The 25959-nt window shown below is 62.8% G+C and carries 17 protein-coding genes; 9 read left to right on the forward strand and 8 right to left on the reverse strand.

Annotated elements, in window-relative coordinates; all coding sequences use genetic code 11:
- Positions 1 to 161: 161 nt before the first annotated feature.
- Positions 162 to 1769, reverse strand: a complete 1608-nt coding sequence (locus V5F23_RS27900; protein ID WP_042730038.1) for a PLP-dependent aminotransferase family protein — start codon at positions 1767 to 1769, stop codon at positions 162 to 164.
- A 99-nt stretch (positions 1770 to 1868) separates the two neighbouring features.
- On the opposite strand from V5F23_RS27900, the gene V5F23_RS27905 reads away from it, so the two are divergent.
- The 3 genes from V5F23_RS27905 to V5F23_RS27915 are packed head-to-tail and all read left to right on the forward strand — an operon-like array spanning position 1869 to position 3644.
- Positions 1869 to 2510 carry an FMN-binding negative transcriptional regulator gene (locus V5F23_RS27905; protein ID WP_042730037.1) on the forward strand — a complete coding sequence of 214 codons (642 nt, stop codon included), beginning with the start codon at positions 1869 to 1871 and terminating at the stop codon, positions 2508 to 2510.
- A 2-nt stretch (positions 2511 to 2512) separates the two neighbouring features.
- Positions 2513 to 2959, forward strand: a complete 447-nt coding sequence (locus V5F23_RS27910) for a GNAT family N-acetyltransferase (RefSeq protein WP_042730036.1) — start codon at positions 2513 to 2515, stop codon at positions 2957 to 2959.
- Between the two features lie 10 nt (positions 2960 to 2969).
- Complete coding sequence (locus tag V5F23_RS27915; protein WP_042730035.1) at positions 2970 to 3644, forward strand: GNAT family protein; 675 nt, start codon at positions 2970 to 2972, stop codon at positions 3642 to 3644.
- Positions 3645 to 3702: 58 nt separating this feature from the next.
- Here the strand turns inward: V5F23_RS27915 and V5F23_RS27920 are convergent, their stop codons facing one another.
- Entirely contained in the window at positions 3703 to 8655 is a 4953-nt protein-coding gene (locus V5F23_RS27920; RefSeq protein ID WP_237614153.1) for a hypothetical protein, read from the reverse strand.
- Between the two features lie 237 nt (positions 8656 to 8892).
- Entirely contained in the window at positions 8893 to 9792 is a 900-nt protein-coding gene (locus tag V5F23_RS27925; RefSeq protein WP_042730033.1) for a homocysteine S-methyltransferase family protein, read from the reverse strand.
- Positions 9793 to 9904: 112 nt separating this feature from the next.
- Between V5F23_RS27925 and V5F23_RS27930 the strand changes: the two genes are divergently transcribed.
- The 3 genes from V5F23_RS27930 to V5F23_RS27940 all read left to right on the forward strand — a co-directional run bounded on the left by V5F23_RS27930 (position 9905) and on the right by V5F23_RS27940 (position 13897).
- The gene (locus tag V5F23_RS27930; RefSeq protein ID WP_042730032.1) at positions 9905 to 10726 is read left to right on the forward strand and encodes an ABC transporter substrate-binding protein; all 822 of its coding nucleotides are present in this window, start codon (positions 9905 to 9907) and stop codon (positions 10724 to 10726) included.
- The gene (locus tag V5F23_RS27935) at positions 10723 to 11559 is read left to right on the forward strand and encodes an amino acid ABC transporter permease (protein ID WP_042730031.1); all 837 of its coding nucleotides are present in this window, start codon (positions 10723 to 10725) and stop codon (positions 11557 to 11559) included. Before V5F23_RS27930 ends, V5F23_RS27935 begins: the two co-directional genes overlap by 4 nt.
- A gap of 208 nt (positions 11560 to 11767) precedes the next feature.
- Positions 11768 to 13897, forward strand: a complete 2130-nt coding sequence (locus V5F23_RS27940; RefSeq protein ID WP_042730030.1) for an autotransporter outer membrane beta-barrel domain-containing protein — start codon at positions 11768 to 11770, stop codon at positions 13895 to 13897.
- Positions 13898 to 14094: 197 nt separating this feature from the next.
- Here the strand turns inward: V5F23_RS27940 and oadA are convergent, their stop codons facing one another.
- Both oadA and V5F23_RS27950 read right to left on the reverse strand, forming a co-directional pair.
- On the reverse strand, positions 14095 to 15903 hold the full coding sequence (gene oadA, locus V5F23_RS27945; protein ID WP_042730029.1) for a sodium-extruding oxaloacetate decarboxylase subunit alpha: 1809 nt from the start codon (positions 15901 to 15903) through the stop codon (positions 14095 to 14097).
- A gap of 12 nt (positions 15904 to 15915) precedes the next feature.
- Complete coding sequence (locus V5F23_RS27950; RefSeq protein ID WP_042730028.1) at positions 15916 to 17331, reverse strand: acetyl-CoA carboxylase biotin carboxylase subunit; 1416 nt, start codon at positions 17329 to 17331, stop codon at positions 15916 to 15918.
- A gap of 187 nt (positions 17332 to 17518) precedes the next feature.
- Here V5F23_RS27950 and V5F23_RS27955 point away from each other — a divergent pair, with 187 nt between their 5' ends.
- Positions 17519 to 18481, forward strand: a complete 963-nt coding sequence (locus tag V5F23_RS27955) for a LysR family transcriptional regulator (protein WP_047735410.1) — start codon at positions 17519 to 17521, stop codon at positions 18479 to 18481.
- Here V5F23_RS27955 and V5F23_RS27960 read toward each other — a convergent pair.
- Positions 18423 to 18632: a hypothetical protein gene (locus tag V5F23_RS27960; protein WP_018613928.1), complete on the reverse strand. Its 210-nt coding sequence runs from the start codon at positions 18630 to 18632 to the stop codon at positions 18423 to 18425. The two genes, V5F23_RS27955 and V5F23_RS27960, sit on opposite strands and share 59 nt — an antisense overlap.
- 154 nt (positions 18633 to 18786) lie before the next feature.
- Entirely contained in the window at positions 18787 to 19653 is an 867-nt protein-coding gene (hexR, locus tag V5F23_RS27965) for a transcriptional regulator HexR (protein WP_003187110.1), read from the reverse strand.
- Positions 19654 to 20044: 391 nt separating this feature from the next.
- Here hexR and V5F23_RS27970 point away from each other — a divergent pair, with 391 nt between their 5' ends.
- Positions 20045 to 20359 (forward strand): hypothetical protein, encoded by a 315-nt coding sequence (locus V5F23_RS27970; protein WP_042732062.1) that lies wholly within the window; start codon positions 20045 to 20047, stop codon positions 20357 to 20359.
- Between the two features lie 63 nt (positions 20360 to 20422).
- Here V5F23_RS27970 and V5F23_RS27975 read toward each other — a convergent pair whose 3' ends face one another.
- Entirely contained in the window at positions 20423 to 23287 is a 2865-nt protein-coding gene (locus V5F23_RS27975) for an EAL domain-containing protein (RefSeq protein WP_042732061.1), read from the reverse strand.
- Positions 23288 to 23548: 261 nt separating this feature from the next.
- On the opposite strand from V5F23_RS27975, the gene uvrD reads away from it, so the two are divergent.
- On the forward strand, positions 23549 to 25729 hold the full coding sequence (uvrD, locus tag V5F23_RS27980; RefSeq protein WP_042732060.1) for a DNA helicase II: 2181 nt from the start codon (positions 23549 to 23551) through the stop codon (positions 25727 to 25729).
- Positions 25730 to 25959: the final 230 nt, after the last annotated feature.

The raw sequence follows: 25959 nt of genomic DNA on the forward strand, positions 1-25959 counted from the left end.
CGCTGGGCTGCGAAGCGGCCCTAAAGCCCTGCGACTCGGTTTATCAGGTGGATTGAGTCGCCTTGGTTGGGGCTGCTGCGCAGCCCAGCGGGGATAAATCCCCTCGCCACAGATTCAGCTACTTCCTTGGGTTAACGGTATTACGAACATGAACCGAGGCCTCAGGGCTTCCAGGCTTGCGCCAGGCTCGCCAGGGCGGTTGCGATGGCCGCCGGTGGGACCGCGGCGAAGCCCAGCACCAGCCCGCCGTGGATGGGCGTGGTGCTGCTGGGCAGCCAATAGCTGCTCAGGCCATTGACTTCGACCCCCGCCGCCGTCGCCTGGGCGATCAGCTCGCGCTCACGGGCCAGACTCTCCACCGGCACCGTGACATGCAGCCCGGCCACGACGGTTGGCAGGGTGCCGACCCCCGGAATGCCTTTGGGCCAACCGGCCAGCAACGCGTCACGCCGAGCCAGCGCGGCCCGGCGCATCCGCCTGATGTGACGCTGAAAATGCCCGGCCGCCATGAACTCGGCCATCACCGCCTGGGTGCTGACTTCCGAATGACGCACGTCCACGGCCCGACGCCGGGCGAAGGCATCGACCAAACCCGCAGGTAGCACCAGATAACCGAGGCGCAGGGCCGGGAACGCCACTTTGCCGAACGTCCCGACATAGAGCACGCGCCCTTGGCGATCCAGGGCCGCCAACGGCGCCAGCGGCGCGCCGCTGTAGCGGTACTCGCCGTCATAGTCGTCCTCGACGATCCAGCCGTCGTTGCGTTCGGCCCAAGCCAACAGCTCCAGGCGCCGCGCAAGGCTCATGACGACCCCGGTCGGGTATTGATGGGACGGCGTCACGTAGGCCAGCCGGCAATGGCTCAACGCACTGAGCGCCGTGCAATCCAGGCCATCGCCATCCACTGCTACGCCCCTCACATCGGCACCGGCCACGGAGAACGCATGCCCGGCCGCACGATAGCCCGGATTTTCCACCGCCACGACGTCGCCAGGGTCCACCAGCAACTGTGCACAAAGGCTGATCCCCTGCTGCGCGCCACTGGTGATCACAATTTGTTCAGCGGTGCACGACAAGCCGCGAGAGCTGCGCAGGTAGGCCGCGATCAGGCCACGCAAGCGCGCATCCCCCTGGGAGTCGCCGTAGCACAGCTGTTGCAGGTCGGGCTTGCGCCAGAAAGCCGCGTTCAGCTTGGCCCAAACGTCGAACGGGAACAGGTCGAACGCCGGGACTCCCACCCGAAAGGCCCGCGGCGGACCGCTGGGAGGCTGGGCCAGATGGTGCTTTTCGACCCGCTCCAATCCACCACTGTGGATAACTTTACTGGATGGAAGCACAGGTAAATCCAGCCAATCTGTGGATAAACCCGTGGATAAGCCTGTTGACAACCCTGTGGATACTTTTGTGGATATGTTTTTCGGCGCGGGCTCTTTCTCGAAGGCACGCGTTCCATTGTGGGAGCGAGCTTGCTCGCGAAGCGGCCATCCCAATTCCGGCGAGGACAACTGCGCCACATAGGTACCGTCCCCCACCCGCCCCTCGATGAATCCCTCGGCGTACAACTGATCGTAGGCCCGTACCACGCTGTTGCGGGAAATCGACAAGGCCGCCGCCAGGTCGCGACTGGCCGGCAGGCGCGTGCCGCTGGCCAGGCGTCCGTCCAGCACCCGCGCCCGCAACGCCTGGTAGAGCTGGCGGCTGAGCCCCTGGCGGCGGTCCAGCTCGATGCCGGCCGGATTGAACGACAGCGGCGGTACGGCGTGGCTCATGACAACCCTCGCAATGGACCTATCGAATTGGTCTGAAGTGGCTCTTACAACAGACCAATAGCCTGCCTAGGATGCTCCCATTCGCCAAGGAAAATCATCATGTACAACCCCAAAGCCTTTGCCGTCGAAGACCTGCCCCAATTGCACGGGATGATGGCCGAATGTCGCCTGGCCTTGCTGGTCACCCACGGCGAGCAGGGCCTGCAGGCCAGCCACCTGCCGTTGCTGCTGGAACCGCAGCAAGGGCCCAACGGCAGCCTCTACGGGCACATGGCCCGGGCCAACCCGCAATGGCGCGACCTCGAAGCCGGCGCCGAAGCGCTGGTGATCTTCGCTGGAGCCGATGCCTACGTCAGCCCGGCGTTCTACCCAGGCAAACACGAGCACGGCAAGGTCGTGCCCACCTGGAACTACCAGGCCGTGCACGCTTATGGCCGCGCCGAGGTGTTCAGCGACGCGACGCGGCTGCGCAAACTGGTCAGCGACCTCACCGACCGCCATGAATCGGGGCGCACGCAACCATGGCGCATCGACGATGCACCGGCCGAGTACATCGACAGCATGCTCAAGGCCATCGTCGGCTTCGCCCTGCCCCTCCAGCGCCTGGAAGGCAAGCGCAAGCTCAGCCAGAACCGCAGCCCGGCGGATGCCGCCGGGGTACGCCAGGGGCTCGCCGCCAGCCCCGATCCACAGGACCAGAATGTCGCCCGCCTGATGTCCGTCTTTTCGCCCAAGGAGTGAACATGAGCCTCATCCAGATCCGCCCCGTGACCGCTGACGACCACGCCGCCTGGCTGCCGCTGTGGCAGGCCTACCTGACGTTCTACAACACACAGCTGCCGGAGGCGGTCAGCCACAGCACCTGGCAACGCCTGCTCGATGAGCGCGAGCCGACCCACGGGGCCCTGGCCTGGCGCGACGACACCGCCATCGGCCTGGTGCACTTCATTTATCACCGCTCGAACTGGAGCATCGAGAATTCCTGCTACCTGCAAGACCTGCTGGTAACCCAGCAGAGCCGTGGCACCGGCGTCGGTCGGCAGTTGATCGAGTTCGTCTACACCACCGCCAAGGCCGATGGCTGCTGCAAGGTGCATTGGCTGACCCATGAAACCAACGCCACCGCGATCCAGCTCTACGAGCGCATCGCCGAACGTCCCGGTTTCATCCAATTTCGCAAAGCCTTGTAAGGAGCGCCGCATGTTGACTTCACTGGCCGACTGGAAAGGCGCCCCGACGCCGTCCACCCAACTGATCGAAGGGCGTTTCATCCGCCTGGAAAAACTTGACCCGGCGCGCCATGCCGACGGTTTGTGGCAGGCGCTCGAAGGCCCGGGCGCCGATCCGAAGCTCTGGGACTACCTGCCCTACGGTCCCTTTTCCGAGCGCCAGGCGTTCGATGCCTGGCTGGACAACCATGCCGCCCACCTCGACCCTTACTTCTTCACGGTGATCGACCGCGCCAACGAGCAGGTGCAAGGCATTCTCAGCCTGATGTCCATCGTTCCAGCACAAGGCCGCATCGAGATCGGCCATGTGACATTCGGCGCCGCGATGCAGCGCTCGCCGAAAAGCACCGAGGCGGTCTACCTGCTGGCCAGGGAAGCCTTCGCCCTGGGTTATCGGCGCCTGGAATGGAAATGCAACAACGCCAACGCCCGCTCCCGGTATGCCGCCGAACGGCTGGGGTTCACGTTTGAAGGGGTGTTCCGTCAGCACATGGTGGTCAAGGGGCAGAACCGCGACACCGCGTGGTACTCCATGCTGGATTCGGAGTGGCCGATGATCGGCGCGGCGTTCGAACAATGGCTCAGCGACGAAAATCAGCGCGAAGGCGGCCAGGTGCGCAGCTTGGCGCAATGTCGCTCGGCGTGATGAGTGAACGAGGATCGCCACCGCGCCTCGGTTCGCGGTGGCGATCCATCAAGGACAATCAGGACTCAGGCGGCTTCCTCGTGGCCAGGAACGGCTTGAGCACCTCGGGCGTCACGCCGCTTCGGGCGTACGGCCAGGCCCATTGCGGGATGGTCCCGTGGGCACTCACATAACTGGCGAAATCCAGCCGGCTTTGCCCCGCAGGGCTCGCCGAAAAATCGAAGTTGTGGAGCAAGTACCGGGCTTGCCGGTCGCTCATGGCATAGGCCTCCGTGATCAGCCGGTGCGCCCGGGCCTCATCATTGGCCAGACCGTCAATCAAGGCGTCGGAGAGCGCCGACTCGCTGTCGAGCGAACCTGGCCGTCCCAGCGCGAAACGGATGTTGTCGTCGCTGAACTGCGGCCCGATCAAGTCATGCCAGATAGCCCTGGCGCCATCACGGGTAATCCCGCGCATCGAGCGAATGGAGACCCACAGGTTCGGCCGGTTGAACAGGATCGCCACCCGGCTGTTGGACAGCGGCTGCCCTGGCATCGCGAACAACCTGGCGACCGCCGACAGGTCACTGTCCTTGAAGTACCGCACCTCCTGGAGAAAGCCGAAAAAGTCCAGCAAAGCCTGCCGATGCGTGAACAGACTGTGCAGGTTCCAATCATCGAACGGCCGCATCCAGTTGATATCGATGGCACCGTACCTCGTCAGCTCGTCATAGTGACCACTGGCGTAATCGCCGATCAGCTGAAGGCGCGTGTTGGAAATGCTCGGGGTGCGTATCCATTGTGAAAGCAGGCTCACGGGGAACAGACCGCCCAGGTTGGAGGCGATCACCGGGGATTTGAGAAGAATATTTGCCCGCGCCTGCAACACAGGAAATCGCTCGAGCGCCACGGTGAGCAGGTCGACCAGGTCGTCGGCGCGGTCGTAGTAAATGTGTTGCTCCAGCAGGTCCGCGTCGTCATCCATGGGGTTGCCGGTCTCTTGCTCGTAGCGCCGCTTGGCCTTCTTCAAGTCTTCGCTATCCACCAGGTAGGCACCGTTGAGCGCCTCGTCGAGTTGCGTCTCGTTGAGGTGGCCATGCAGCGCCTCGTCATAGCGCACATAGGCCAGGCTGTTACGAGGGTGATGATCGGTCAGTTCCCGAGCCTTGATCCCGTATTCGAGCATGATGTGCACCACATCCTGGGAGAACATCAGGTACTCATTGTTGAGCAGTTCGACAATCGCCGCGCGCTCGATGGGCGGCAGTAGTGTGTCCTCGAAGAAGGTCCGCAGGGCCTGATCGGTTTGCGTGTAGTACGGAACGCTGCTCAGTATCGGACGACCCGGCGCCCGCGGGGACAGGTAGCTGCCGATGTGTCGCAGCACCTCCGGTGGCAGGTCGGCGTTCCAGGCGTTGTTCAATGTTCGACGCGCCACGTCGTCGGCATACAGCTTGAGAAAATTCACCAGCGGTTGAAACAGGTTATGCGGGTTACCCGTGCCGTAGACAATCTGGCTCACATCAAAGACCGCGGCCTTGCCCATCAGATGTTCCAGCGAACGGGCATTGTCAGCGAGCGCTTGCTGCAGGCCGGTGGGCGGCGCTATCAGGTACTGGCCCATCTCCGGGTGGCGTTCGATGTAAGCGGCGGTTTCATTGCGCAGGCGCTGCATCGAGAAGGTTTGTGGCGACTGGCCCTCGTTCAACCCCCGGGCAACGGCATTGAAGAAGCAGTTGCCGTCCGGATCGAAGGTGACGTCGGTGTCGCCCGCCAATCGCAGCGAGTAGTGGTTTTCACCGGTGCGGATCAGCACGACGTCCGTGTCGGACCGCAGCGGATGCGTGCCAGTCGGATAGCCGCTTTCAACCTGGCCTGGGGTAAAGCGGATCGACCAGTCCCGTTGCCCTGGTCGTTGATCGATGATCAACAGGCTGCGATTTTGTGGCCAGCTTGGAAGGCGGGTGATGAGTGACGGGACCAGGTCCATGATCTCCACGTCCCACGCGTTGGGCGTGCGGATCAGGTTGGCCACGGCGCGAAGCGATGTCGAAGGTTGCTTAGGGGCTGACGGGCCCGGTTGGGGAGGTCCTCCGCTAGGGCGTTTGCCCCCTCCGCCCAGGCCAAAGCCCACGGCATGCCACTGCCCATCAGGCGCGCGGGCCACCGTGCTTCTCATCACGCCACTGGCGCGGATGTTCGACCCTGAAACCGGGTCGACGATGGTCGCCTCGATGGCCCCGAGCGGCGTATGGTCGTGCACCCGGAACACCACGCCGTCGGGTTGCTGCACATACACCCGGCGCGCGACGCTCCCCGTGGCGCTGTCGGTGATCGCGGGGCGATAGAAGCCCCGGGCATCGGCGGAAACCCCGCGCAGCACCGTGGTGTCCGCCACCGCATAGCGACGATAAAGCGCTGTTTCGAGGGGCAGGCCAAACGGCGCGCCAGCCTGGTTCTGACGGGCCGTAACTGCCAGGAACGAGGAGCCCCCTCGCACATTGAAGCTCACGCCACCGAGGCCGGTTGTCTTACGGGTGTTGGCCACCGCATGGACAAACGCCAGCGTCGTAGTGTTGGTGGGCACGGCACCGGTCTTGAGCACCAGCAAGCCGGTCCTGACGGCACGGGCCAGCATCTGAAAACCGGGGATCAACAGCAGGCCGGCCAGGTCCATGACGATTTCAACCGCCATCATCACCAGCCGCGCAGTGGTTTGCAGCCCGATGTCCCGGTTGCTGTTGGAGCGGTGGTCCGCATAGGCGCTTTGGAAATTGACGTGGGCGCGGTGAAAGTTCTCAAGCCAGTCACCGCTGATCAGCCAGCCACGGATCAGGGGCCGACCGCGGTGCTGCCCCAAGGCGCGCTTGACCTGCTCTTGATCGAGGGCGGAGATGCGCGAGCGGAAATAGGTGCGCCATTCTTCCTGTTGCAGCAGCCCGGTAATGCCATCGCTCAGATCGGCAAACTCATGCAGGTCATTGCCCTCGGGGCTGTCTGGCAAATACACGCCCACGGTGCCCTTGATGTCAGGCCCGGCCTGGTCTGAAAAGATCAGCGCACCGTCGATGCTCAGGGCATTGCGCGGCGCGTTGCCCTGCCCATCAACGCTGCCACCCAGGAGCAGCCCATGGACATGAACCCTGCGTCCACCCACCCAGGCCCGCTCGGCAACCGTGGGTGATTGCAGGACCGCCTCCAGCCAACTGGCCAGCAACTTTCGCGGATGGGCGGGCTTGGCGACCGGGTCGATCACCTTGGCCTTGAACACGGCGTCGCCCTGAAGCGATGCCTCATAGCCCTTGAACGCCAGGCTGGCCCGGTACGCCGCCTGCCAGGCCGCCTTGTAGCGTGGTTCATTCATGCGCTGGCGCAACAGGATTTCATAGTTGCCACCGGCGTCGATGCTCGTCGCCATGCTGGCCAGCTCGGGCCCGGTCACGGTGATCGAGAAGCCGCTGTCCGGGTGTCGGATGCGCTGGCCATGGCGGTCGATCAGGTAGACCGCCAGCACTTCGCGCATGGCGTTCGGGTATTGCGGCGCTCGCAGATTGTCGAGCATCAACTGAGTCAGACTGCTGGTGCGCGACTGCCTCGGGTTGGCCTTGTCGCCATAAGACAGCCTGACCTGCGTCCGGTCCGGGTCCACGTCGATGCGCGGGTGGAGGGTTTGCCGCAGGTACTGCTTGATCTTCTGTCGCGTGAATTGCACCAACGTCGGCACATCGCTGCCCAAGGCGTAGACGGCGTCGAACACCTGGGTTTCGAGACGACGATAGTGGGCCTGCTCGGCCGGTGTCGCGCGCTTGTAGAAAGCGGGACGCTGCCTCTCTATCAAGGCTTCCTGGCGGGCCGCCAGTGGCCCGGCCAACGACAACGATGGCAGGCCAAGGGCATCTTCGGTGAGCCGTGCAAAGTCACTCACCGCCACCGTGGCGTTCGCCGGCGCGTCCAAAACCTTTTCCAGCGCTGCGCCTTGCATCTGCAACAGGTCCGCGGCCGCCACCTCGAAAACGTGCCCGGACAGTTCGGTGGAAATGTCCTGGATCCTGCGTTCCTGGCCGTCAAGAAAGGGACGTACGCGGCTGACCAGGTCCTGGAATGCCTCGAAGCGCTGAAGCCCTCGCTCCAGGGAATACAGGAACAGCGATGGTCGGTCGGTAAACCTGATCACCATCGCCGCCGGCCACTTTTTCGGCTGCGCCGCGCCGTGGTCGAGCATGACCGCGTAGACATGAGGCACGGGGGCTCGCGACAAGCGGCTTCTGTCGGCCTGGGACGGGTGGGTGATGATGAGGTCCAGCAAACGGTCGTCATCGCTTTGCTGGATTCGCGCACTGTGGCTGGGCTGGGCGACAGGATCCCGATCGGCCTTGTACAGGTCGAACAGGTGCAGGAAACGTCGGCACAACAATTGCGCCAGGGCGGCTTGCGTGGTGGACGAGGCCGTCACGCCCAGGGACGCTTCCCAGTTCTGGCGCTGGCGAAAGCGCGCCAGTTCGTCACGGAACTCACGTTTCACCTGCTCGTTCGTGGGCGGGTGGGCGATATGGAACACCGTCTCCAGGGCCCGCAGCGTAGGCCCGTCCAGTGCGCCGGCAAAGAGGCTGTCGCCCTCCTCAAGGGAACCGGGGCGGGTGAAAAAACCGACGCCACCGTTGGCGAAGGCAGGTGCCGTGTCGGTCAGCAGGCTGTTGCGCAGCACCTGGGTGAAACGCTCTGATGACGTGAGGGTGCGCTCACCGCTCGGGCTCGTGGTGAAGCGGTTCACATAGCAGTGATCCGGCTCCAGGTTCGCCAGCAACGAGGGGCGAAAGGTCTGTGGGGCAATCCTGGCCTTGAGCAAGCTGACCAGCAGGTTTGCGATGACAGTGTCGAAGGTGGGAACGGCGGCGAACAAACGGGCCAGCTGTATTTGGTGGGTGTCCAGCAGGTCCAACTGCCTGAGTTGCTCCCTTGCCTGGGCGTCGGTCGCGTCCGACCGGGGGCCAGGCGACGCACTGCCCGGCTCATCGTTGGGAAAAATCGACATCTGAAGGATCCGGTTCTGATTGAAGAGTCCGGACCCTATCGCGCTGTTCGAGCCGCCATGGCGTACATATGTATGGGGGGCGGCTGAACCGGGAGGCAAGCGTAAGCTGATATGACCTTTGCAAGACCCACTGTGGGTGCAGGCTTGCTCGCGAAGCGGCCGGCGCGGCCTGACAAAGGCTGCGCGTTATTGTTCTTCGCGAGCAAGCTCGCTCCCACAGAGGATGGGGGGCAAAGCTCAGGCCAGCTTTTGCGCCAACACCGCAATGTGCTCCGGGCCGATCCCGCAGCAGCCGCCCAGATGACTGGCCCCACGTTTCTGCCAGTCTGCCGCCCATTGCAGGTAGCCCGGCGGATCGAGGTCGTCGCGCAGCGGGTCCAGACCGTCATTGGCGGTGGCTTCTTTCGGTTGCGGCGGAAAGGCGTTGGCGTAGGCACCCATGTTGATCGCCACCCCGAGGCGCTCGAAGGTCTCACGGGCGGCATCGATCGCCGCCCCGATCACTTCCGGCTGGCTGCAGTTGAACAGCAGTGCCTGGACACCCAGTTCGGCCGCGACCGCCGCGGCCTCCGCCACCGGCTCACCGGAACGCAGGCGCGGCACTTCGTCGGTGTCTTCATCTTTCAAGGTAAACGACAGCCAGAACGGCTTGCCGTCCTTCGGCAGCCCGGCGTGGATCGCCCGCGCCTCGACCGTGGAACTCTGGGTCTCGGCCAGCCACAGGTCGACATGGGGCGCCAGACCGGTGACCAGGGGCGTCAGCAGCTCGCTGGCACGGGAGGCGTCGAACAGGTCGGGCCGATAGGAACCGAACAACGGTGGCAGCGAGCCGGCCACCCGCACCGCTTTGCCGGATGCCAGCACGGCCCGTTGCGCCAACGCCCCCGCCAACGCGGCCAACGCCTGGCCTTCGGCGGCGAAACGCGCCTCGCCGATGTGAAACGGCACCACCGCGTAGCTGTTACTGGTGATCACGTTGGCGCCGCTGGCGATGTAGGCCGCGTGCACGGCCTCCACGGCCTCGGGTGCTTCGCTCAAGGCCAGCGCCGACCACTCCGGCTGGCGGAACGGTGCGCCCCGGCGTTGCAGTTCGCGGCCCATGCCGCCATCGAGAATGACTGTCGTTGCTGCGCCCATATGCGATTCACTCATAAGCTTATGAAAAATACTCACTACCGGAGTTGTTCTTATAACTATTTAATACGCAGCCATCGGCTGACCACAACTTATTTTTTACCCGGGACTGCACATGAAACTTCAACCTTTGTTGGCCCTGGGCCTGACCTTACTGGCCGCTTCATCGCAGGCGTTCGCCGGCGCCACCCTGGACCGCATCGAACAGAAAAAAGAGCTGGTCGGCGTGTTGATGGAAAGCTATCCACCCTTCTCGTTCCTGAACGAACAGAACCAGCTCGACGGTTTCGACGTGGACGTCGCCAAGGCCGTGGCCGAGAAACTGGGCGTGAAGCTGCGCCTGGAAACACCGTCCTGGGACGTGATCGCGGCCGGACACTGGAGCGGCCGGTATGACATCTGCATCTGCTCCATGACCCCGAGCAAGGCGCGCGCCGAAGTGTTCGACTTCCCGGTGCAGTACTACGCTTCGCCGGCGGTGATCGTGGTCAACGCCAAGGACGACAGCATCCATGGCGCCAAGGACCTGAGCGGCAAGAAAGTCGGCCTCACCAGCGCCTCCAGCTACGAAAGCTACCTAAACAAGAACCTGGTGATCGAAGGCGCCGAAGACACCCAGTTGAGCTACCCCTTCGACAATGTCCAGATCGCCCCGTACGACACCGACAACGTCGCGTTCCAGGACCTGGGCCTGGGTGCCGGCGTGCGCTTGGACGCGGTGCTGACCAACCTGGTGACCGCACAGCCACGCCTGACGCAGGACAAGCGCTTCAAACTGGCCGGCGAAGCGCTGTACGCCGAACCGAACTCGGTGGCCATCGAAAAAGGCGATGCCCAGTGGGACGCCAAGGTGCGTGAAGTCTTCACCCAGTTGAAACAGGACGGCACCTTGAGCAAACTCTCGCAGAAATGGATCGGCGCCGACATCACTCAATGACCTCTTTCCCGTCCCCTTCTCGGCCACCGCAACCGGTGGCCGAGTCGCGTCTGCAGAAAATCTTCGGTTTCCGCACCCGGCTATACCTGACCTGGGCCACGATGCTGGTGCTGTTCGCAAGCTTCTTCCTGAGCTTCGACCTGAAGTTTTCCATCATCCTCGACAAACTGCCGAACCTGCTGGGGCTGCACCTGGCCCCCAACGGTTTCCTGCAAGGGGCGGTGCTGACGCTGTTTCTGTGCCTGTGTTCGATCGTCGCCTCGTCGTTGCTCGGCTTCATCACCGCCCTGGCGCGCCTGTCCAGCAGTGCGGTGGCGTTCGGCATCGCCAGTTTCTATGCGTCGTTCTTTCGTGGCACGCCGCTGCTGATCCAGATCCTGCTGATTTACCTGGGCCTGCCACAACTGGGCGTGGTGCCCGGCGCCGTCACCGCCGGGATCATCGCCCTGTCGCTGAACTACGGCGCCTACCTGAGCGAAATCTTCCGCGCCGGCATCGTGGGCGTTCCCCACGGCCAGCGCGAAGCGTCCCTGGCGCTGGGCTTGAGTGAAACCGTGATGTTCTGGCGCGTCACCCTGCCCCAAGCCATGCGCACCATCATCCCGCCCACCACCAACCAGTTCATCTCCATGCTCAAGGACTCCTCCCTGATCTCGGTGATGGGCGTCTGGGAAGTGATGTTCCTGGCGCAGTCCTACGGGCGCTCCAGTTATCGCTACATCGAAATGCTCACCACGGCAGCGATCATCTACTGGCTGATGTCCATCGCGCTGGAACTGATCCAGGCGCGGATGGAACGGCATTATGGGAAGGCGTATCTCAAGCGCGGTTGACGTTGCGCGGCGGGTCAAACCGATGGATCCGAGGATGCTGTAGGGCAAAGCTGCGGATCCTGGAGGCCAATGCGCAAATGCGTAAATGGCTTTATGAGTGGCCTACAGATTTCATCCGGTGTGTCTTGCTCCTGACTCGGAGTTGGCTGGCATCACGCTTCGGGCTGCGTTTTTACAGTGTGGACTCTGTTCATGAGGGTCCACACCGATGCCTATCCAACCTTTGTACGCTCCCCACTGCCTTGCGCTGGCGATTGCCCTGGCGCTCGGCCACGCCGACGTTTCAATGGCTCAATCAACCGCCAAAGGCGTTGCGTCGCCAGCCTCAGAAACCGCCGCCCAGATGCAGGCTCGCCTCAAGGCCTTCGCCCATGCGCCGCTCATCCAGCGCGACAAGATCACCCAGGATGTCACACTGGAAAAAGGCGACGACGACGATCTGGTCATCGTGAGCGACGGCGGCAAACTCATCGGCCCGATCGAGGGTGGAGGCGGCATCAACGTCTTGCAACTGGATACCGGCGCGGGTGGCCTGCTGGACGAAGTCCGAAACTTCCAGGACTTGCATGCCAGACAAGGGGAATGGACGAACGCCGTGAGGTTCGACGGCAAAAGCCTGATCGAGCCGAAAGCCAGCCTGATCAACACCGGGCATATGGGCGGCGAGGTACAGGTGCTGGGCAAGTTTGATAACTCAGGCACTGTGGAGGGGCCTGTGTTCGTGAAGGCCAAAGGCAGGTTCAGCGGCGCCGGAACGGTCGAATCGCTGAACGTAGCGGGTGAGCTGGTGGTCAACCCGCAGAACGGCGCCCCAACGGTTACCAGGAACCTGGCGCTGTCGAAGAGCGCAACCCTGGTCTATGGCGTCAACACCGAGGGTGGCAGCGCCACGATCAAGGTCGGTGGTGTCGCGACACTGGGCAACGCGACCCTGAAGGTCGTCACCGCACCGGGCGAATACGTGGGCAGCAGCCAGCATGTGGTGATCGATGCGAAGCAGGTCGTGGGGAAATTCGCAAAGGTAGACAGCGACCTGGCATTCATGACGGTGACACCTGACTACTCTGCCGAAACCCAAGTCAGCCTGACCTATGCCCGCAACGACGTACCGGTCACGCAGGTGGTGACGACTGAAAACGGGCAATCGTTTGTGGAGGCTATTGAAGACCTGCAGCAGGTCAAACCGACAGCACCCGAGCCTACCGCAGTGCCCAGCGTTGCCCAGGCGGCGGTCCAGCCGGAAACAGCAACAACGGCAGATCCGCTTGTCGCCCCCCTGCAACCCATCGCTCAAGCCTCCGTCGACCCAGCACAGACAGACACCCCGGAGTCAAAACTCAACACCGCCATCAACGCCCTGCTCGGTACCAACCTGACGATCGCTGCCGACGCCATCGATCAGTTGGCGGGCTATGACGCGGCCGACCTGGGCAGCGCCACCCTGAGCAGCATCGCTCCCATCAGCACCGGGATGCTCGCGGCCATGGGCCAGAACACTCTGCAAGGCACCGATGGCAACGGTCAGGTCTGGATCCAGGCCATTGGCAACAGCGGGCGCATTGGCAAGCACCTGGATGACTTCGCCCTGAAGCATTCGACTACAGGCGTGCTGTTGGGGACCGATTGGGCAATCAGCCCGACTTGGCGGCTGGGAATCGCCGGTGGCAAGAGCGAGACGCGGCTGGACGGTCATCGATTCGATGGCCGGCTCGACAGCTGGCACGTGGGCGCCTACGCCCTGCGTCAGGACGGACCGCTGGCGCTGCGCCTGGGCGCGGTGTATGGCAGCCACGACGGCGGCACCAAGCGCCATGTTGACTTCAACGGTTTCAGCGATCGCCTCAAGGGGCGTTACGATGCCACGACACAGCAGGTCTTTGGGCAAGTCGGCTACAACCTGGATGTCGGCCATTTCGATGTCGAGCCCTATGTCCAAGTGGGCTACCAGCGCTACCAACGCGATGACTTCAGGGAGAAAGGTGGTGATGCCGCGCTGCATTACGAGCGCCAGGCCCAAGACCATTACAACAGTGACCTGGGCCTGCACCTGACCCGCCCCTTCGTGCTTGACCAGGGCGCGCGACTGACACCCCGCCTGAGCGTCGGCTGGAAGCACACCTATGGCGACCTGCGCGGCCACTCCCGCCAACGCCTGGTCGGTGGCGGCAAGACCTACACCGTCGACGGCATCGAGCTGGACCGCGATAGCCTGCTCCTGGAAGCAGGGCTGGACCTGACGGTTTCGCCACGCCACACAGTGGGGCTCAGCTACAAGGGTGAAACCGGCCAGGACAACCGCAACGGTGCAGTAATGGGGCAATGGCGAATGATGTTCTGACTAGCTTAGTGACAGCGCCGCAATCTTTGTGGGAGCGGGCTTGCTCGCGAAAGCGTCGGTACATCCGACATTTGTGGTGGCTGTCACACCGCCTTCGCGAGCAAGCTCGCTCCCACAGGGGGCCGCGAAAAATCCAGGCAAAAAAAAGGGGAGCCCATGCCCCCCCGAGGTTAAAACGCTGGATCGAGGCTGTTAACTCAGCCTTCGATCTCGATCAGGATCTCGCCCGGATTGACCCGGTCGCCCTTGGCCACATGAATGGCGGTGACCTTGCCGGCGATGGCCGCCTGCACTTCGGTTTCCATTTTCATGGCTTCGGTGATCAGTACGGCTTGACCGGCCTTGACCACATCACCTTCCTTGACCAGCACATCGACGATGTTGCCCGGCATGGTGGTGCTGACGTGGCCTGGCGCGGTGACTTGATTGCGCTTGCTGCCGCCACCGCCGACAAACTCGTTGAGCGGTTCGAACACAACTTCTTCCGGCATGCCGTCGATGGACAGGTAGAAGTGGCGCTTGCCTTCGGCCTTCACGCCGACACCGGTGATGTCCACACGGTAGGTTTCGCCGTGGACGTCGATGACGAACTCGGTCGGTACGCCTTCGCCGCCGACCGAGCCCACGCTGCCCGCTTCAGGAATGGGCAGCAGGACCTCGGGCGTCAGACTGCCGGCTTCGCGCTCTTCGAGGAACTTGCGGCCGATGTCCGGGAACATGGCGTAGGTCAGCACGTCCTCTTCGGACTTGGCCAGCGCGCCGATCTCGCCCCGCAGCTTGGTCATTTCCGGCTTGAGCAGGTCGGCCGGGCGCACATCGATCACGTCTTCGCTGCCGATGGCCTGGCGGCGCAACTTCTCGTTCACCGCCCCCGGTGCCTTGCCGTAGCCGCCCTGCAGGTACAGCTTCACTTCGTTGGTGATGGTCTTGTAGCGCTCACCGGCCAACACGTTGAAGAACGCCTGGGTACCGACGATCTGCGAGGTCGGGGTCACCAGCGGCGGGAAGCCAAGGTCTTCACGCACCCGCGGGATCTCCGCCAGCACTTCGTTCATACGGTTCAACGCGCCTTGCTCTTTCAACTGGTTGGCCAGGTTGGAAATCATCCCGCCCGGCACCTGGTTGACCTGCACGCGAGTGTCCACGGCGGTGAACTCGCTTTCGAACTGGTGGTACTTCTTGCGCACGGCGTAGAAGTACAGACCGATCTCCTGCAACAGCTCCAGGTCCAGGCCGGTGTCGAATTCGCTGCCCTTAAGGGCCGCGACCATCGATTCGGTGCCCGGATGGCTGGTGCCCCAGGCGAAGCTGGAGATCGCGGTATCGATATGGTCGGCGCCGTTTTCCACCGCCTTGAGCTGGCACATCGCAGCCAGGCCGGCGGTGTCGTGGGAGTGGATGAACACTGGCAACGACTGCTCGCTCTTGAGCGCCTTGACCAGCTCGCCGGTGGCGAACGGGGTCAGCAGACCGGCCATGTCCTTGATCGCCACCGAGTCGCAACCCATGGCTTCCATTTGCTTGGCCTGGGCCACGAAGGCCTCGATGGTGTGCACCGGGCTGGTGGTGTAGGCGATGGTGCCCTGGGCGTGCTTGCCAGCGGCTTTCACCGCCTCGATGGCCACCCGCAGGTTACGCACGTCGTTCATCGCGTCGAAAATGCGGAACACATCGATGCCGTTGACGGCGGCCTTGGCAACGAACGCCTTGACCACGTCATCGCTGTAATGGCGGTAACCCAGCAGGTTCTGGCCGCGCAGCAGCATTTGCAGGCGGGTGTTGGGCAAGGCCGCGCGCAATTGGCGCAGGCGCTCCCACGGGTCTTCCTTGAGGAAGCGTACGCAGGCGTCGAAGGTGGCACCGCCCCAGACTTCCAGCGACCAATAGCCGACTTTGTCGAGCTTGTCGCAGATCGGCAGCATGTCTTCGGTGCGCATGCGGGTGGCAAGCAGCGATTGGTGAGCGTCGCGCAGGATTGTGTCGGTAACGTGGATCTTCTTGGACATTGTCATGATTCCTTACAGGCCTGCGTGGGCGGCAATGGCGGCGGCGATGGCCAGGGCCAGCTCTTCGGGTTTGCGCTTGATCGAGTAGTTGGTCAGTTCAGGATGGCTTTCGACGAAGCTGGTATTGAACTGGCCGCTGCGGAATTCCGGATTGCGCAGGATCTCCTGGTAGTACGCCGCGGTGGTCTTGACCCCCTGCAGACGCATGTCATCCAGGGCCCGCAGGCCTCGGTCCATCGCTTCTTCCCAGGTCAATGCCCAGACCACCAGTTTCAGGCACATCGAATCGTAGAACGGCGGAATGGTGTAGCCGGTATAGATCGCCGTGTCGGTGCGCACGCCGGGGCCGCCGGGGGCGTAGTAACGGGTGATCTTGCCGAAGCTGGGCAGGAAGTTGTTCTTCGGGTCCTCGGCATTGATACGAAACTGCAACGCAAAGCCGCGGTGCTGGATGTCTTCCTGCTTGACCGACAGCGGCAACCCGGACGCGATGCGGATCTGCTCGCGCACGATGTCGATGCCGGTGATCTCTTCGGTGATGGTGTGTTCGACCTGCACCCGGGTGTTCATCTCCATGAAGTACACCTCGCCCTCGGCGAGCAGGAACTCCACGGTGCCGGCATTCTCGTAGCCTACGGCCTTGGCGGCGCGTACCGACAGGTCGCCGATGTAGGCGCGCTGCTCGGGGGTCAGTTGCGGGCTCGGGGCGATTTCGATCAGCTTCTGGTTGCGGCGCTGGATCGAGCAGTCACGCTCGAACAGGTGCACCACGTTGCCGAAGCTGTCACCGAGGATCTGCGCCTCGATGTGCTTGGGGTTGACGATGCACTTTTCCAGGAACACTTCCGCCGATCCGAACGCCTTGGTGGCTTCGGAGATCACCCGCGGGAACGCCTGTTCGAGTTCTTCGCGGCTGTTGCAACGACGGATACCGCGCCCGCCGCCACCGGACGTGGCCTTGAGCATCACCGGGTAACCGATGCGGTCTCCTTCGCTGAGCGCTTCCTCGATGCCCGACACGTTGCCTTCGGTGCCTGGCGTGACCGGCACACCGGCCTTGATCATGCTGCGGCGTGCTTCGGTCTTGTCGCCCATGCGGCGAATGACTTCCGCCGCCGGGCCGATGAATTTGATTCCGCGTTCGGCGCAGATGTCTGCCAGTTCGGCGTTTTCCGAGAGAAAACCGTAGCCGGGGTGCAGCGCATCGCAGCCGGTTTCCACCGCCAGGTTCACCAACTTGCGCGGGTTGAGGTAACCGGCCAGCGGATCGGCGCCGATGCTGTGGGCCTCGTCCGCACGCTTGACGTGCAACGCATGGCGGTCTGCGTCGGAGTAGACCGCGACCGAGCGAATGCCCATCTCGGCGCAAGCGCGCACGATTCGGACGGCAATCTCACCACGGTTGGCGATCAGGATCTTTGTTATCAATTGGAGGTTCCCTTGAGCCGGTGATACCACGGCCTGGGTCCCAGGCCGACGCGTGACCAGATGTAACAATTGGTCGCAGCTCCACACTAGTCCCGAGCGTTGATTAACAAAAATGAATATTTATTGGGTCACGCATAAGCAAAGACTTATAGTTGCACTATCCGCCTTGCCCCCGAGTATTTAGAAAATGCGTAAGTCATTGATGCGTATGACATTGCGTCAGTTGCAGATTTTCAATGAGGTGTGCGACCTGAGGTCCTACAGCCGGGCTGCCGACGAAATGTCTCTCACACAACCGGCCGTCAGCCTACAGATTCGATCCCTGGAAGAGCTGATCGGCCAGCCGCTGTTCGAGTACGTCGGCAAAAAACTCTACATGACCGAAGCCGCCGAAGCCTTGCAACGCGCCAGCCGGGACATCTTCGGGCGCCTGGAAAACCTCGACATGCAGCTGTCGGACATGCAGGGTTCGCTGCAAGGCCAGTTGAAGCTGGCGGTGGAGTCCAGCGCCAAATACTTCGTCCCGCACCTGTTCGCCGCGTTCAAGCGCCAGCACCCGGAGGTCAACCTGAGCCTCACGGTAGTCAATCGCGGCCAGGTCATCCGGCGGCTTTCAGACAACCGCGACGACGTGGTGATCATGTCCATGGTGCCCCAGGACATGGGCCTGGAGTTCCTGCCGTTCCTCAACAACCCGATTGTCGCCGTCGCGCCCCCGGACCATCCGCTGTGCCACATGGGCCCCCTGCGCCTGCAGGACCTGGAGCCCTACACACTGCTGCTGCGCGAGCCGGGCTCAGGCACACGGCTGGCTTGCGAGGAATACTTCAAGGAAAAGCGGGTGCATTTCACCCAGACGCTGGAGGTCGCTTCGGCCGAGGCTCAGCGCGAATGCGTGGTGGCCGGGCTGGGCGTGGCGCTGTTGACGCGCCACGCCGTGAGCCGGGAACTGTCGTCCGGCGCACTCGTCGAGCTGCCGGTGGAGGAACTGCCGCTGTACCGCAGTTGGTGCCTGGTGCAGGCCCGGGCTAAACGCCTGTCACCCGTGGCGCACGCCTTCCTGGCGTTCGTGCGCGGCGAACGCGCTCAGATCAGCGCCCTGGTTGAGCGTTTCGACGGGAAGCCGCCGGCGTTGCCTGCCAGTAATTGAATTCTGCGGCGTCAGGGAATTCGCTGATTTCAGCCAGGAGCTGGCGCTGTTCGTAGCGGTCTTCGATCGCACGACGAAACGCCATGCGGCGCTGGTCTTCTTGCTGACGACGGGTTTTGACGGCGCTGCGTTCTTCGTAGGACTGGGTCATATCGAGACTCCCAAGACGTATACGGGAGCTTTACGATGCAGGCACGGGATGACCGTTTGGCGGCGCGTGGATGACAGAACAATGAATTCGGAGCGACCACCGCCCTGTGGTGAGCACGCCTGCGCCTGGCCACAGAAGCTTCGGCCCTCAGAACTCAGTCATCCAGCGCCTTCACCGACTTGGGCGACAAACGCAGGCTGCGCAAACTGCGCTTCACGCTCTTGAGATGGTTGACCAGGCTCGGCCCGCGGGCCATGGCAACGCCCATCGCCAACACGTCGATCACCACCAGGTGGGCGATGCGCGAGGTCAACGGGGTGTAGATTTCGGTGTCTTCGTGCACGTCGATTGCCAGGTTCACCGTGGAGAGTTCCGCCAGGGGCGTCTGGCTCGGGCACAAGGTGATCAGCGAAGCGCCGCTCTCGCGCACCAGGTTGGCGGTGATCAGCAAGTCCTTGGAGCGTCCCGACTGCGAGATGCAGATAGCAACGTCGGTGGGTTTCAAGGTCACGGCCGACATCGCCTGCATGTGCGGATCGGAATAGGCCGCCGCCGTCAGCAGCAGCCGGAAAAACTTGTGCTGGGCATCGGCGGCCACCGCGCCTGACGCGCCGAAGCCATAAAACTCCACGCGCTGGGCCTGGGACATCGCCGTGACGGCTTTCTGCAAGGCCACAGGGTCGAGCTTCTCGCGCACCTCCATCAAGGTGTGGAGGGTGGTGTCGAAGATTTTCAGGCTGTAGTCGGCGACCGAATCGTCTTCGTGGATCGCAAACTGGCCGAAGCTGGCACCGGCCGCGAGGCTTTGCGCCAGCTTCAGTTTCAGGTCCTGGAACCCCGAGCAGCCGATGGCCCGGCAGAAGCGCACGATGGTCGGTTCGCTGATGCCTACGCTGTGGGCAAGGTCTGCCATGGAGCTGTGCATGACGGCCGCAGGGTCGAGCAGCACGTGATCGGCGACCTTCAGCTCCGATTTGCGCAGCAGGTGGCGTGACTGGGCGATGTGTTGCAACAGGTTCAAAGGGCTGGACTCTTGTTATTGGCAGGTGCCGGGATGTAGCAAGCTTGTAGTTATACTACAAGAATCGGCTTTTTGCCTGCCCTAAACGTAACTGAATCACCGCGCTGCGCCTTTGTTTTAGCCGAAGATCCCTGATGTAGCCACCTGCGCGTGGCGCCGTGCGATCGCCTGGCGGCGGTTCCGCCCGCCCCTGCGCTGCCGACCGTCGCTCACGCGGTTAACGGTCAACTGTCTAGTTGCAAGTTACTGTATTGGCCTGGAAGTTTACTGCGTCGATTAAACCCCGAATAAATCAACTTACAAATGAAACAGCCTGGGTGATTTCTCATTCTTGGTCGGATGGTTATATTGAGTCCGCAGGAAGCCAATACATTCTCAAAGGAGTGACACCATGAACATTAAAACCAAAGACTGGACCGCACACATCAACCGCATGCCCGGCGACGCTTTCTTCCGTACCAACGGCACCGTTACCGTGCCCCACGCCGGCGTTACACCGAAGCTGGAGCGCAGCCTGGTACAAGACAAGTCCTTCGACCTGCGCCTGGAGTTAAAACTTGAAACTTCTGACGGCATGCACTTGCAAGTCATTACCGACAAACCTGTCGAATATAAAGTCAGTGGCAATTCCAATGTAACCGGCGTCAGTATTTTCTACGAAGGCGAATTATTGCACCATATCGATAACGTTCTGATTACCGATTAAAAAACAGCGCTTCCTGACTTCCCGCCAACTTAATAAAGGGTTGGTGGGAAGTTCCCCGTACAATCAGTGCTGAGCCCTCAACAAGTCCCCAAGCCCTTGCGCCTCGATCGGCTGGCTGATCAGGTAGCCCTGCACCTCATCGCACTGCTCGTTCCTGAGAAACGCCAACTGATCTTCCCGCTCCACGCCTTCGGCCACTACCTTCAACGACAAGCCATGTGCCATGGCGATGATTGCCCGGGTGATCGCCGCATCCTCACTGCCCTCCCCCAACCCGCGAATGAAGGCCTGATCGATCTTCACGTAGTCCACGGGAATCCGCTTGAGATAGCTTAAGGACGAATAGCCCGTGCCAAAGTCGTCGATCGCCAGCGTCACGCCCAGGTCGCGCAGTTGCTGGAACGTAGCGATGATATGTTCGACGCTGTCGAGCAATTGGCTCTCGGTCAGTTCCAGCTCCAGATACCGAGGCTCCAGCCCGGTTTCCTCCAGCACCTGCCGTACCAGGCTGACCAACTTGCCCTGGCGCAACTGATGCACCGACAGGTTGACCGATACCCTGATCGGCGCGAGCCCCTGGCGCTGCCATTCACACGCCTGCCAGCACGCCTGGCGCAACACGAACTCGCCAATCGGCCCGATCAGCCCGGTTTCCTCGGCCAGCCCGATGAAGTCGCCCGGCGGGACCCGCCCCATGGCTGGATGGTCCCAGCGCACCAACGCCTCCGCGGCATTCAGGCGGCCGGTGGCCAGGCACAATTTGGGTTGATAGAAGACCTTCAGTTGCTGCTCTTCAAGGGCCTTGCGCAGCTGGTTCTCCAACTGCAGGCGCTCCAGGGTGCTGGCCTGGAGGCTGTCGGTGTAGAACTGGAAGTTGTTGCCGCCCAAGTGCTTGGCATGTTGCATGGCCATGTTCGCCTGGCTGACCAGTGCGGAGACTTCCCGCGCATTGTCGGGCAGCAGGCTGATGCCAATGGACGCGCTGACCACCAGCTCATGGCCTTCGATGGTCAGCGGCAAGCGCAACTTGGCCGACAGCCGCGTGGCGACCCGCGCCAGGCTGGAGAGATTGCCATAGGCATCGAACAGTACGCCGAACTCATCGCCGGACAAGCGGGCAATGGTGTCGGCCTCGGGCAGCGCATTGATCAGGCGACGGGCCATTTTCTGCAGCAACTGGTCGGCGATGTCGTGACCCAGGCTGTCGTTGAGCAATTTGAAGCGGTCCAGATCGATGTGCAGCAGCGCCAGGCTGCGCCGTCCACCCTGGCGTACCCGCTGATGCGCTTCCTGCAAGCGTTCGCGAAACAGTGAACGGTTCGCCAGCCCGGTCAATTCGTCGTAGTGAGTCAGGTAGCGCATCCGCTCTTCGGATTCGCGCCGCGCTGAAAGATCGGCAAAGAAGCCGACGATATGGCTGACATTGCCCCGGGCATCACGCACCACGTTCAGGTGCAGCCACTGCGGATACAGCTCGCCGTTGGCCCGCGCTTCCACCAGTTCGCCCTGCCAGGTGCCATGTTGCTTGAGCGACTGGCGGATGACCGGGTAGTGCCGGCGTGCGTCGCGACTGCATGGCAGATCCACCACATTGCGGCCGAGTATGTCGTCGATGCTGAAGCCGGTCACCCGGGTGAAGGCCTGGTTCGCGGCCAGCAGCACGAAGCCCGGATCGAAAATCACGATGCCTTCGCTGGCGGCCTCGAACACCGTGGCCGCCAGTTGCCGCTGTTGCTCCTGCTCCTTGGTAGCGCTGATGTTTCGCCGCGTGCCGACCATGCGCAACACCCGACCGCCAGCGCTGCGCTCCACGGCCCGGCCACGGTCTTCGATCCAGACCCAGTGACCGTCGCCGTGACGCACGCGGTACTCGATCTGGTAATCCTCGCTGCGGCCCTTGAGGTGCTCGACGAGGGCCCGCTTGAGGGCCGGCAGGTCCTGGGGATGCAAGCGCGGGGTGAGATGGCTGAGCATTGCCGTGACGTACTCGGGCTCCAGGCCGAACAATTCCTTGAGCTGGGTGTGGTGGACTTCGTCGGTTTGCAGATTCCAGTCCCACAACCCCAGCTCACTGGCCTTGAGCGCGAGGGCCAGGCGCGCCTCGCTCTTGCTCAGGGCCTGGCTGGCCAGCTCCAGCTCGTGGCTGCGTTGCGCGACCCGTGCCTCCAGGCCAACCTGGGCGGCCCGCAATTTGTCTTCCGCCGTGCGACGTTGCTCGACCTCGCGGGCCAGTGCCTCGTTGAGCTGCCCGCCGCGGGCTTGCGCCTGTTGCAAGTGTTCGATCAGCGCCTGGTTCTGGAACCGCCGCAGCAGGCCGTTCTGGATCAGCCGATTGACCTGCCAGGCCACGACACTCAGCGAAACCAGCACCACCAGTCCAAGCCAACCCCAGCCGTGCTGCTGCTCATCACCGCCCCAGAAGAGATAGCCGATGGCCGGCAACAGGCACGGCAGGGTAAATGACAGGAAGGCTGGAAGGCTCACGGCATAGGCGACACTGGCCGAGAGCGTGGCGGCGCCGATCAGGCCGAATACCCAGGCCTGCTGCTGGAAGCTGTCGGCCGGCACCAACGCGATGCCAGCACCGGCCAGGGTCAGGCCGGTCATCGCCGAGCCCAGCAGGAACATGCGCAACCAGATCGGGTGTGCCTGGCGGCTGGGTATCGCCGAGTCGAACGCGGCGACCTGGATCACCCGCAACGCGACCAGCGACAGCAACCAGACCAGCCAGACGCTGACCAGGAAATAGCGCCGGGGCTCCCACAGCAGCGCGGCGCAGACCAGGCCATTGATCAACATGAACAGCGTAGGCAGCAGCGAGCCCTGGTACAGCAACCGTGTACGCTCTACCGCCATCTCCGTGGCGTACTGCTTGCGAATGACCCGCGGCTCCACACAAGGGCCCGCCAGATCGGAATTAAGGGTCATAGGCACTGTTCTTGTTCTTATTCAGAGGGCACGGAGAACCCGAAAACGAGCACCGAGCATACACAAGCCCGAGGCCATCCCACACTGCTCCAGCTCATAAAAATACGGAAAATACTCGCCTGTTCCTCACCCCGCGGCCTCTGCAAGCGAGCACTGACAACGGCTGCAGCCCATGACCAACCGGTCATCCTCAAACGATCTTTCATCGGCTCAGGCGAAGCGGAGTTTGCCCGGGGTGGCGCCGCACCCTAGAATGCCCCGATGCGCGATGATCTCTCCCTTCTGCTGAATTCCCTCAACGATGCCCAACGCCAGGCCGTAGCCGCCTCCGTGGGTCGTCAGTTGGTCCTGGCCGGTGCTGGCTCCGGTAAAACCCGAGTGCTGGTGCACCGTATCGCCTGGTTGATCCAGGTCGAGAACGCCTCGCCTCATTCGATCCTGTCGGTGACCTTTACCAACAAGGCCGCGGCCGAGATGCGGCATCGCATCGAGCAGTTGATGGGCATCAACCCCGCCGGCATGTGGGTCGGTACCTTCCACGGCCTGGCGCACCGCTTGCTGCGGGCCCATTGGCAGGAAGCCGGCCTGAGCCAGACCTTCCAGATCCTGGACAGTGACGACCAGCAACGCCTGGTCAAACGCGTGATCCGCGAACTGGGCCTGGACGAGCAGCGCTGGCCGGCCCGCCAGGCCCAGTGGTTCATCAACGGCCAGAAGGACGAAGGCCTGCGCCCGCAACACATCCAGGCCAGCGGCGACCTGTTCCTGGCGACCATGCGCAGCATCTACGAAGCCTACGAGGCGGCCTGCCAGCGCGCCGGGGTCATCGACTTCTCCGAGCTGCTGCTGCGGGCGCTGGACCTGTGGCGTGATCATCCCGGCCTGCTGGAGCACTACCAGAAGCGTTTCCGCCATGTGCTGGTGGACGAGTTCCAGGACACCAACGCCGTGCAATACGCGTGGTTGCGCCTGCTCGCCAAGGGTGGAGACAGCCTGATGGTGGTGGGCGACGACGACCAGTCCATCTACGGCTGGCGCGGTGCCAAGATCGAGAACATCCACCAGTACTCGGCGGACTTCCCGGACGCCGAAGTCATCCGCCTGGAACAGAACTACCGCTCCACCGCCGGTATCCTCAAGGCCGCCAACGCCCTGATCGCCAATAACACCGGGCGCCTGGGCAAGGAACTGTGGACCGACGGCGGCGAAGGCGAGGCCATCAACCTCTATGCCGCCTTCAACGAACACGATGAAGCCCGCTATGTGGTGGAAACCATCGAGAGCGCGTTGAAAACCGGGCTGGCGCGCAGCGACATCGCCATCCTGTACCGCTCCAACGCCCAGTCGCGGGTGCTGGAAGAGGCCTTGCTGCGCGAACGGATCCCGTACCGCATCTATGGCGGCCAGCGCTTCTTCGAACGCGCCGAAATCAAGAACGCCATGGCCTACCTGCGCCTGATCGAAGGCCGCGGCAACGACGCGGCCCTGGAGCGGGTGATCAACGTGCCGACGCGAGGCATTGGCGAAAAGACCGTCGAAGCGATTCGCGATCACGCACGCCACAGCCATGTGTCCATGTGGGAGGCCATGCGCCAGTTGGTGGCCAACAAGGGCGTCACCGGGCGCGCGGCCGGCGCACTGAAGGCGTTCATGGACCTGATCGAAGACCTTGCCGCCAAGTGCGTGGAGATGCCGCTGCACCTGATGACCCAGACCGTCATCGAACAGTCCGGCCTGATCGCCTACCACGAAGCGGAAAAAGGCGAGAAAGGCCAGGCTCGGGTGGAAAACCTTGAGGAACTGGTCAGCGCGGCACGCAACTTCGAGAACACCGAGGAAGACGCGGAGCTATCACCCCTGGCGGCGTTCCTCGGGCATGCCTCCCTGGAAGCCGGCGACACCCAGGCCGACGAGCACGAAGACAGCATCCAGTTGATGACCCTGCACAGCGCCAAGGGCCTGGAATTCCCCTACGTGTTCCTGGTGGGCATGGAGGAAGGCTTGTTTCCCCACAAGATGAGCCTGGAAGAACCCGGACGCCTGGAAGAGGAACGGCGTCTTGCCTACGTCGGCATCACCCGGGCCATGCAGAACTTGGTCATGACCTATGCCGAGACCCGACGCTTGTATGGCAGCGAGACCTACAACAAGGTGTCGCGCTTCGTACGTGAAGTGCCCAAGGGCCTGATCCAGGAAGTGCGCCTGTCCAACAGCGTCAGCCGGCCGTTCGGCGGCCAGTCGCAAGGCACCAGCAGCCTGTTCGGTGGCAGCGATATCCCGGAAACCGGCTTCAGCCTCGGCCAGGCCGTACGGCATTCGGTGTTCGGCGATGGAGTGATCCTCAACTTCGAAGGCGCCGGCGCCCAGGCCCGGGTGCAGGTGAACTTCAGCGAAGGCAGCAAATGGCTGATGCTGGGGTATGCCAAGCTCGAAGCGATCTGAACCGGCCACAAAGCGGGTCTTTCCCTGTAGGAGCGAGCAGGCTCGTTCCTACAGCAAGGTTGCCTTCAGTTCTCCGACAGAACTTATGCATCTTTCCTACAGCCAAAAGCGAACAAGCCCTCTTGCGCGATTGAAGCTGAACCTCACCTGTCGCGCAAAAGCCCGAAACACTCTGCCGCTAGCCAGCACCACTTCACCTGTGCAACATGGCGCGTGTGCTATTCACAAAT

It is taken from the genome of Pseudomonas sp. WP18 (assembly GCF_036689585.1).
GTDB lineage: Bacteria > Pseudomonadota > Gammaproteobacteria > Pseudomonadales > Pseudomonadaceae > Aquipseudomonas > Aquipseudomonas chlororaphis_E.

What these genes read in the sequence shown, in the direction of transcription:
- V5F23_RS27900 (WP_042730038.1), bottom strand. Translation starts at nt 1,769, where the DNA reads ATGAGCCACGCCGTACCGCCGCTGTCGTTCAATCCGGCCGGCATCGAG.
- V5F23_RS27905 (WP_042730037.1), top strand. Translation starts at nt 1,869, where the DNA reads ATGTACAACCCCAAAGCCTTTGCCGTCGAAGACCTGCCCCAATTGCAC.
- V5F23_RS27910 (WP_042730036.1), top strand. Translation starts at nt 2,513, where the DNA reads ATGAGCCTCATCCAGATCCGCCCCGTGACCGCTGACGACCACGCCGCC.
- V5F23_RS27915 (WP_042730035.1), top strand. Translation starts at nt 2,970, where the DNA reads ATGTTGACTTCACTGGCCGACTGGAAAGGCGCCCCGACGCCGTCCACC.
- V5F23_RS27920 (WP_237614153.1), bottom strand. Translation starts at nt 8,655, where the DNA reads ATGTCGATTTTTCCCAACGATGAGCCGGGCAGTGCGTCGCCTGGCCCC.
- V5F23_RS27925 (WP_042730033.1), bottom strand. Translation starts at nt 9,792, where the DNA reads ATGGGCGCAGCAACGACAGTCATTCTCGATGGCGGCATGGGCCGCGAA.
- V5F23_RS27930 (WP_042730032.1), top strand. Translation starts at nt 9,905, where the DNA reads ATGAAACTTCAACCTTTGTTGGCCCTGGGCCTGACCTTACTGGCCGCT.
- V5F23_RS27935 (WP_042730031.1), top strand. Translation starts at nt 10,723, where the DNA reads ATGACCTCTTTCCCGTCCCCTTCTCGGCCACCGCAACCGGTGGCCGAG.
- V5F23_RS27940 (WP_042730030.1), top strand. Translation starts at nt 11,768, where the DNA reads ATGCCTATCCAACCTTTGTACGCTCCCCACTGCCTTGCGCTGGCGATT.
- oadA (WP_042730029.1), bottom strand. Translation starts at nt 15,903, where the DNA reads ATGTCCAAGAAGATCCACGTTACCGACACAATCCTGCGCGACGCTCAC.
- V5F23_RS27955 (WP_047735410.1), top strand. Translation starts at nt 17,519, where the DNA reads ATGCGTAAGTCATTGATGCGTATGACATTGCGTCAGTTGCAGATTTTC.
- V5F23_RS27960 (WP_018613928.1), bottom strand. Translation starts at nt 18,632, where the DNA reads ATGACCCAGTCCTACGAAGAACGCAGCGCCGTCAAAACCCGTCGTCAG.
- V5F23_RS27970 (WP_042732062.1), top strand. Translation starts at nt 20,045, where the DNA reads ATGAACATTAAAACCAAAGACTGGACCGCACACATCAACCGCATGCCC.
- V5F23_RS27975 (WP_042732061.1), bottom strand. Translation starts at nt 23,287, where the DNA reads ATGACCCTTAATTCCGATCTGGCGGGCCCTTGTGTGGAGCCGCGGGTC.
- uvrD (WP_042732060.1), top strand. Translation starts at nt 23,549, where the DNA reads ATGCGCGATGATCTCTCCCTTCTGCTGAATTCCCTCAACGATGCCCAA.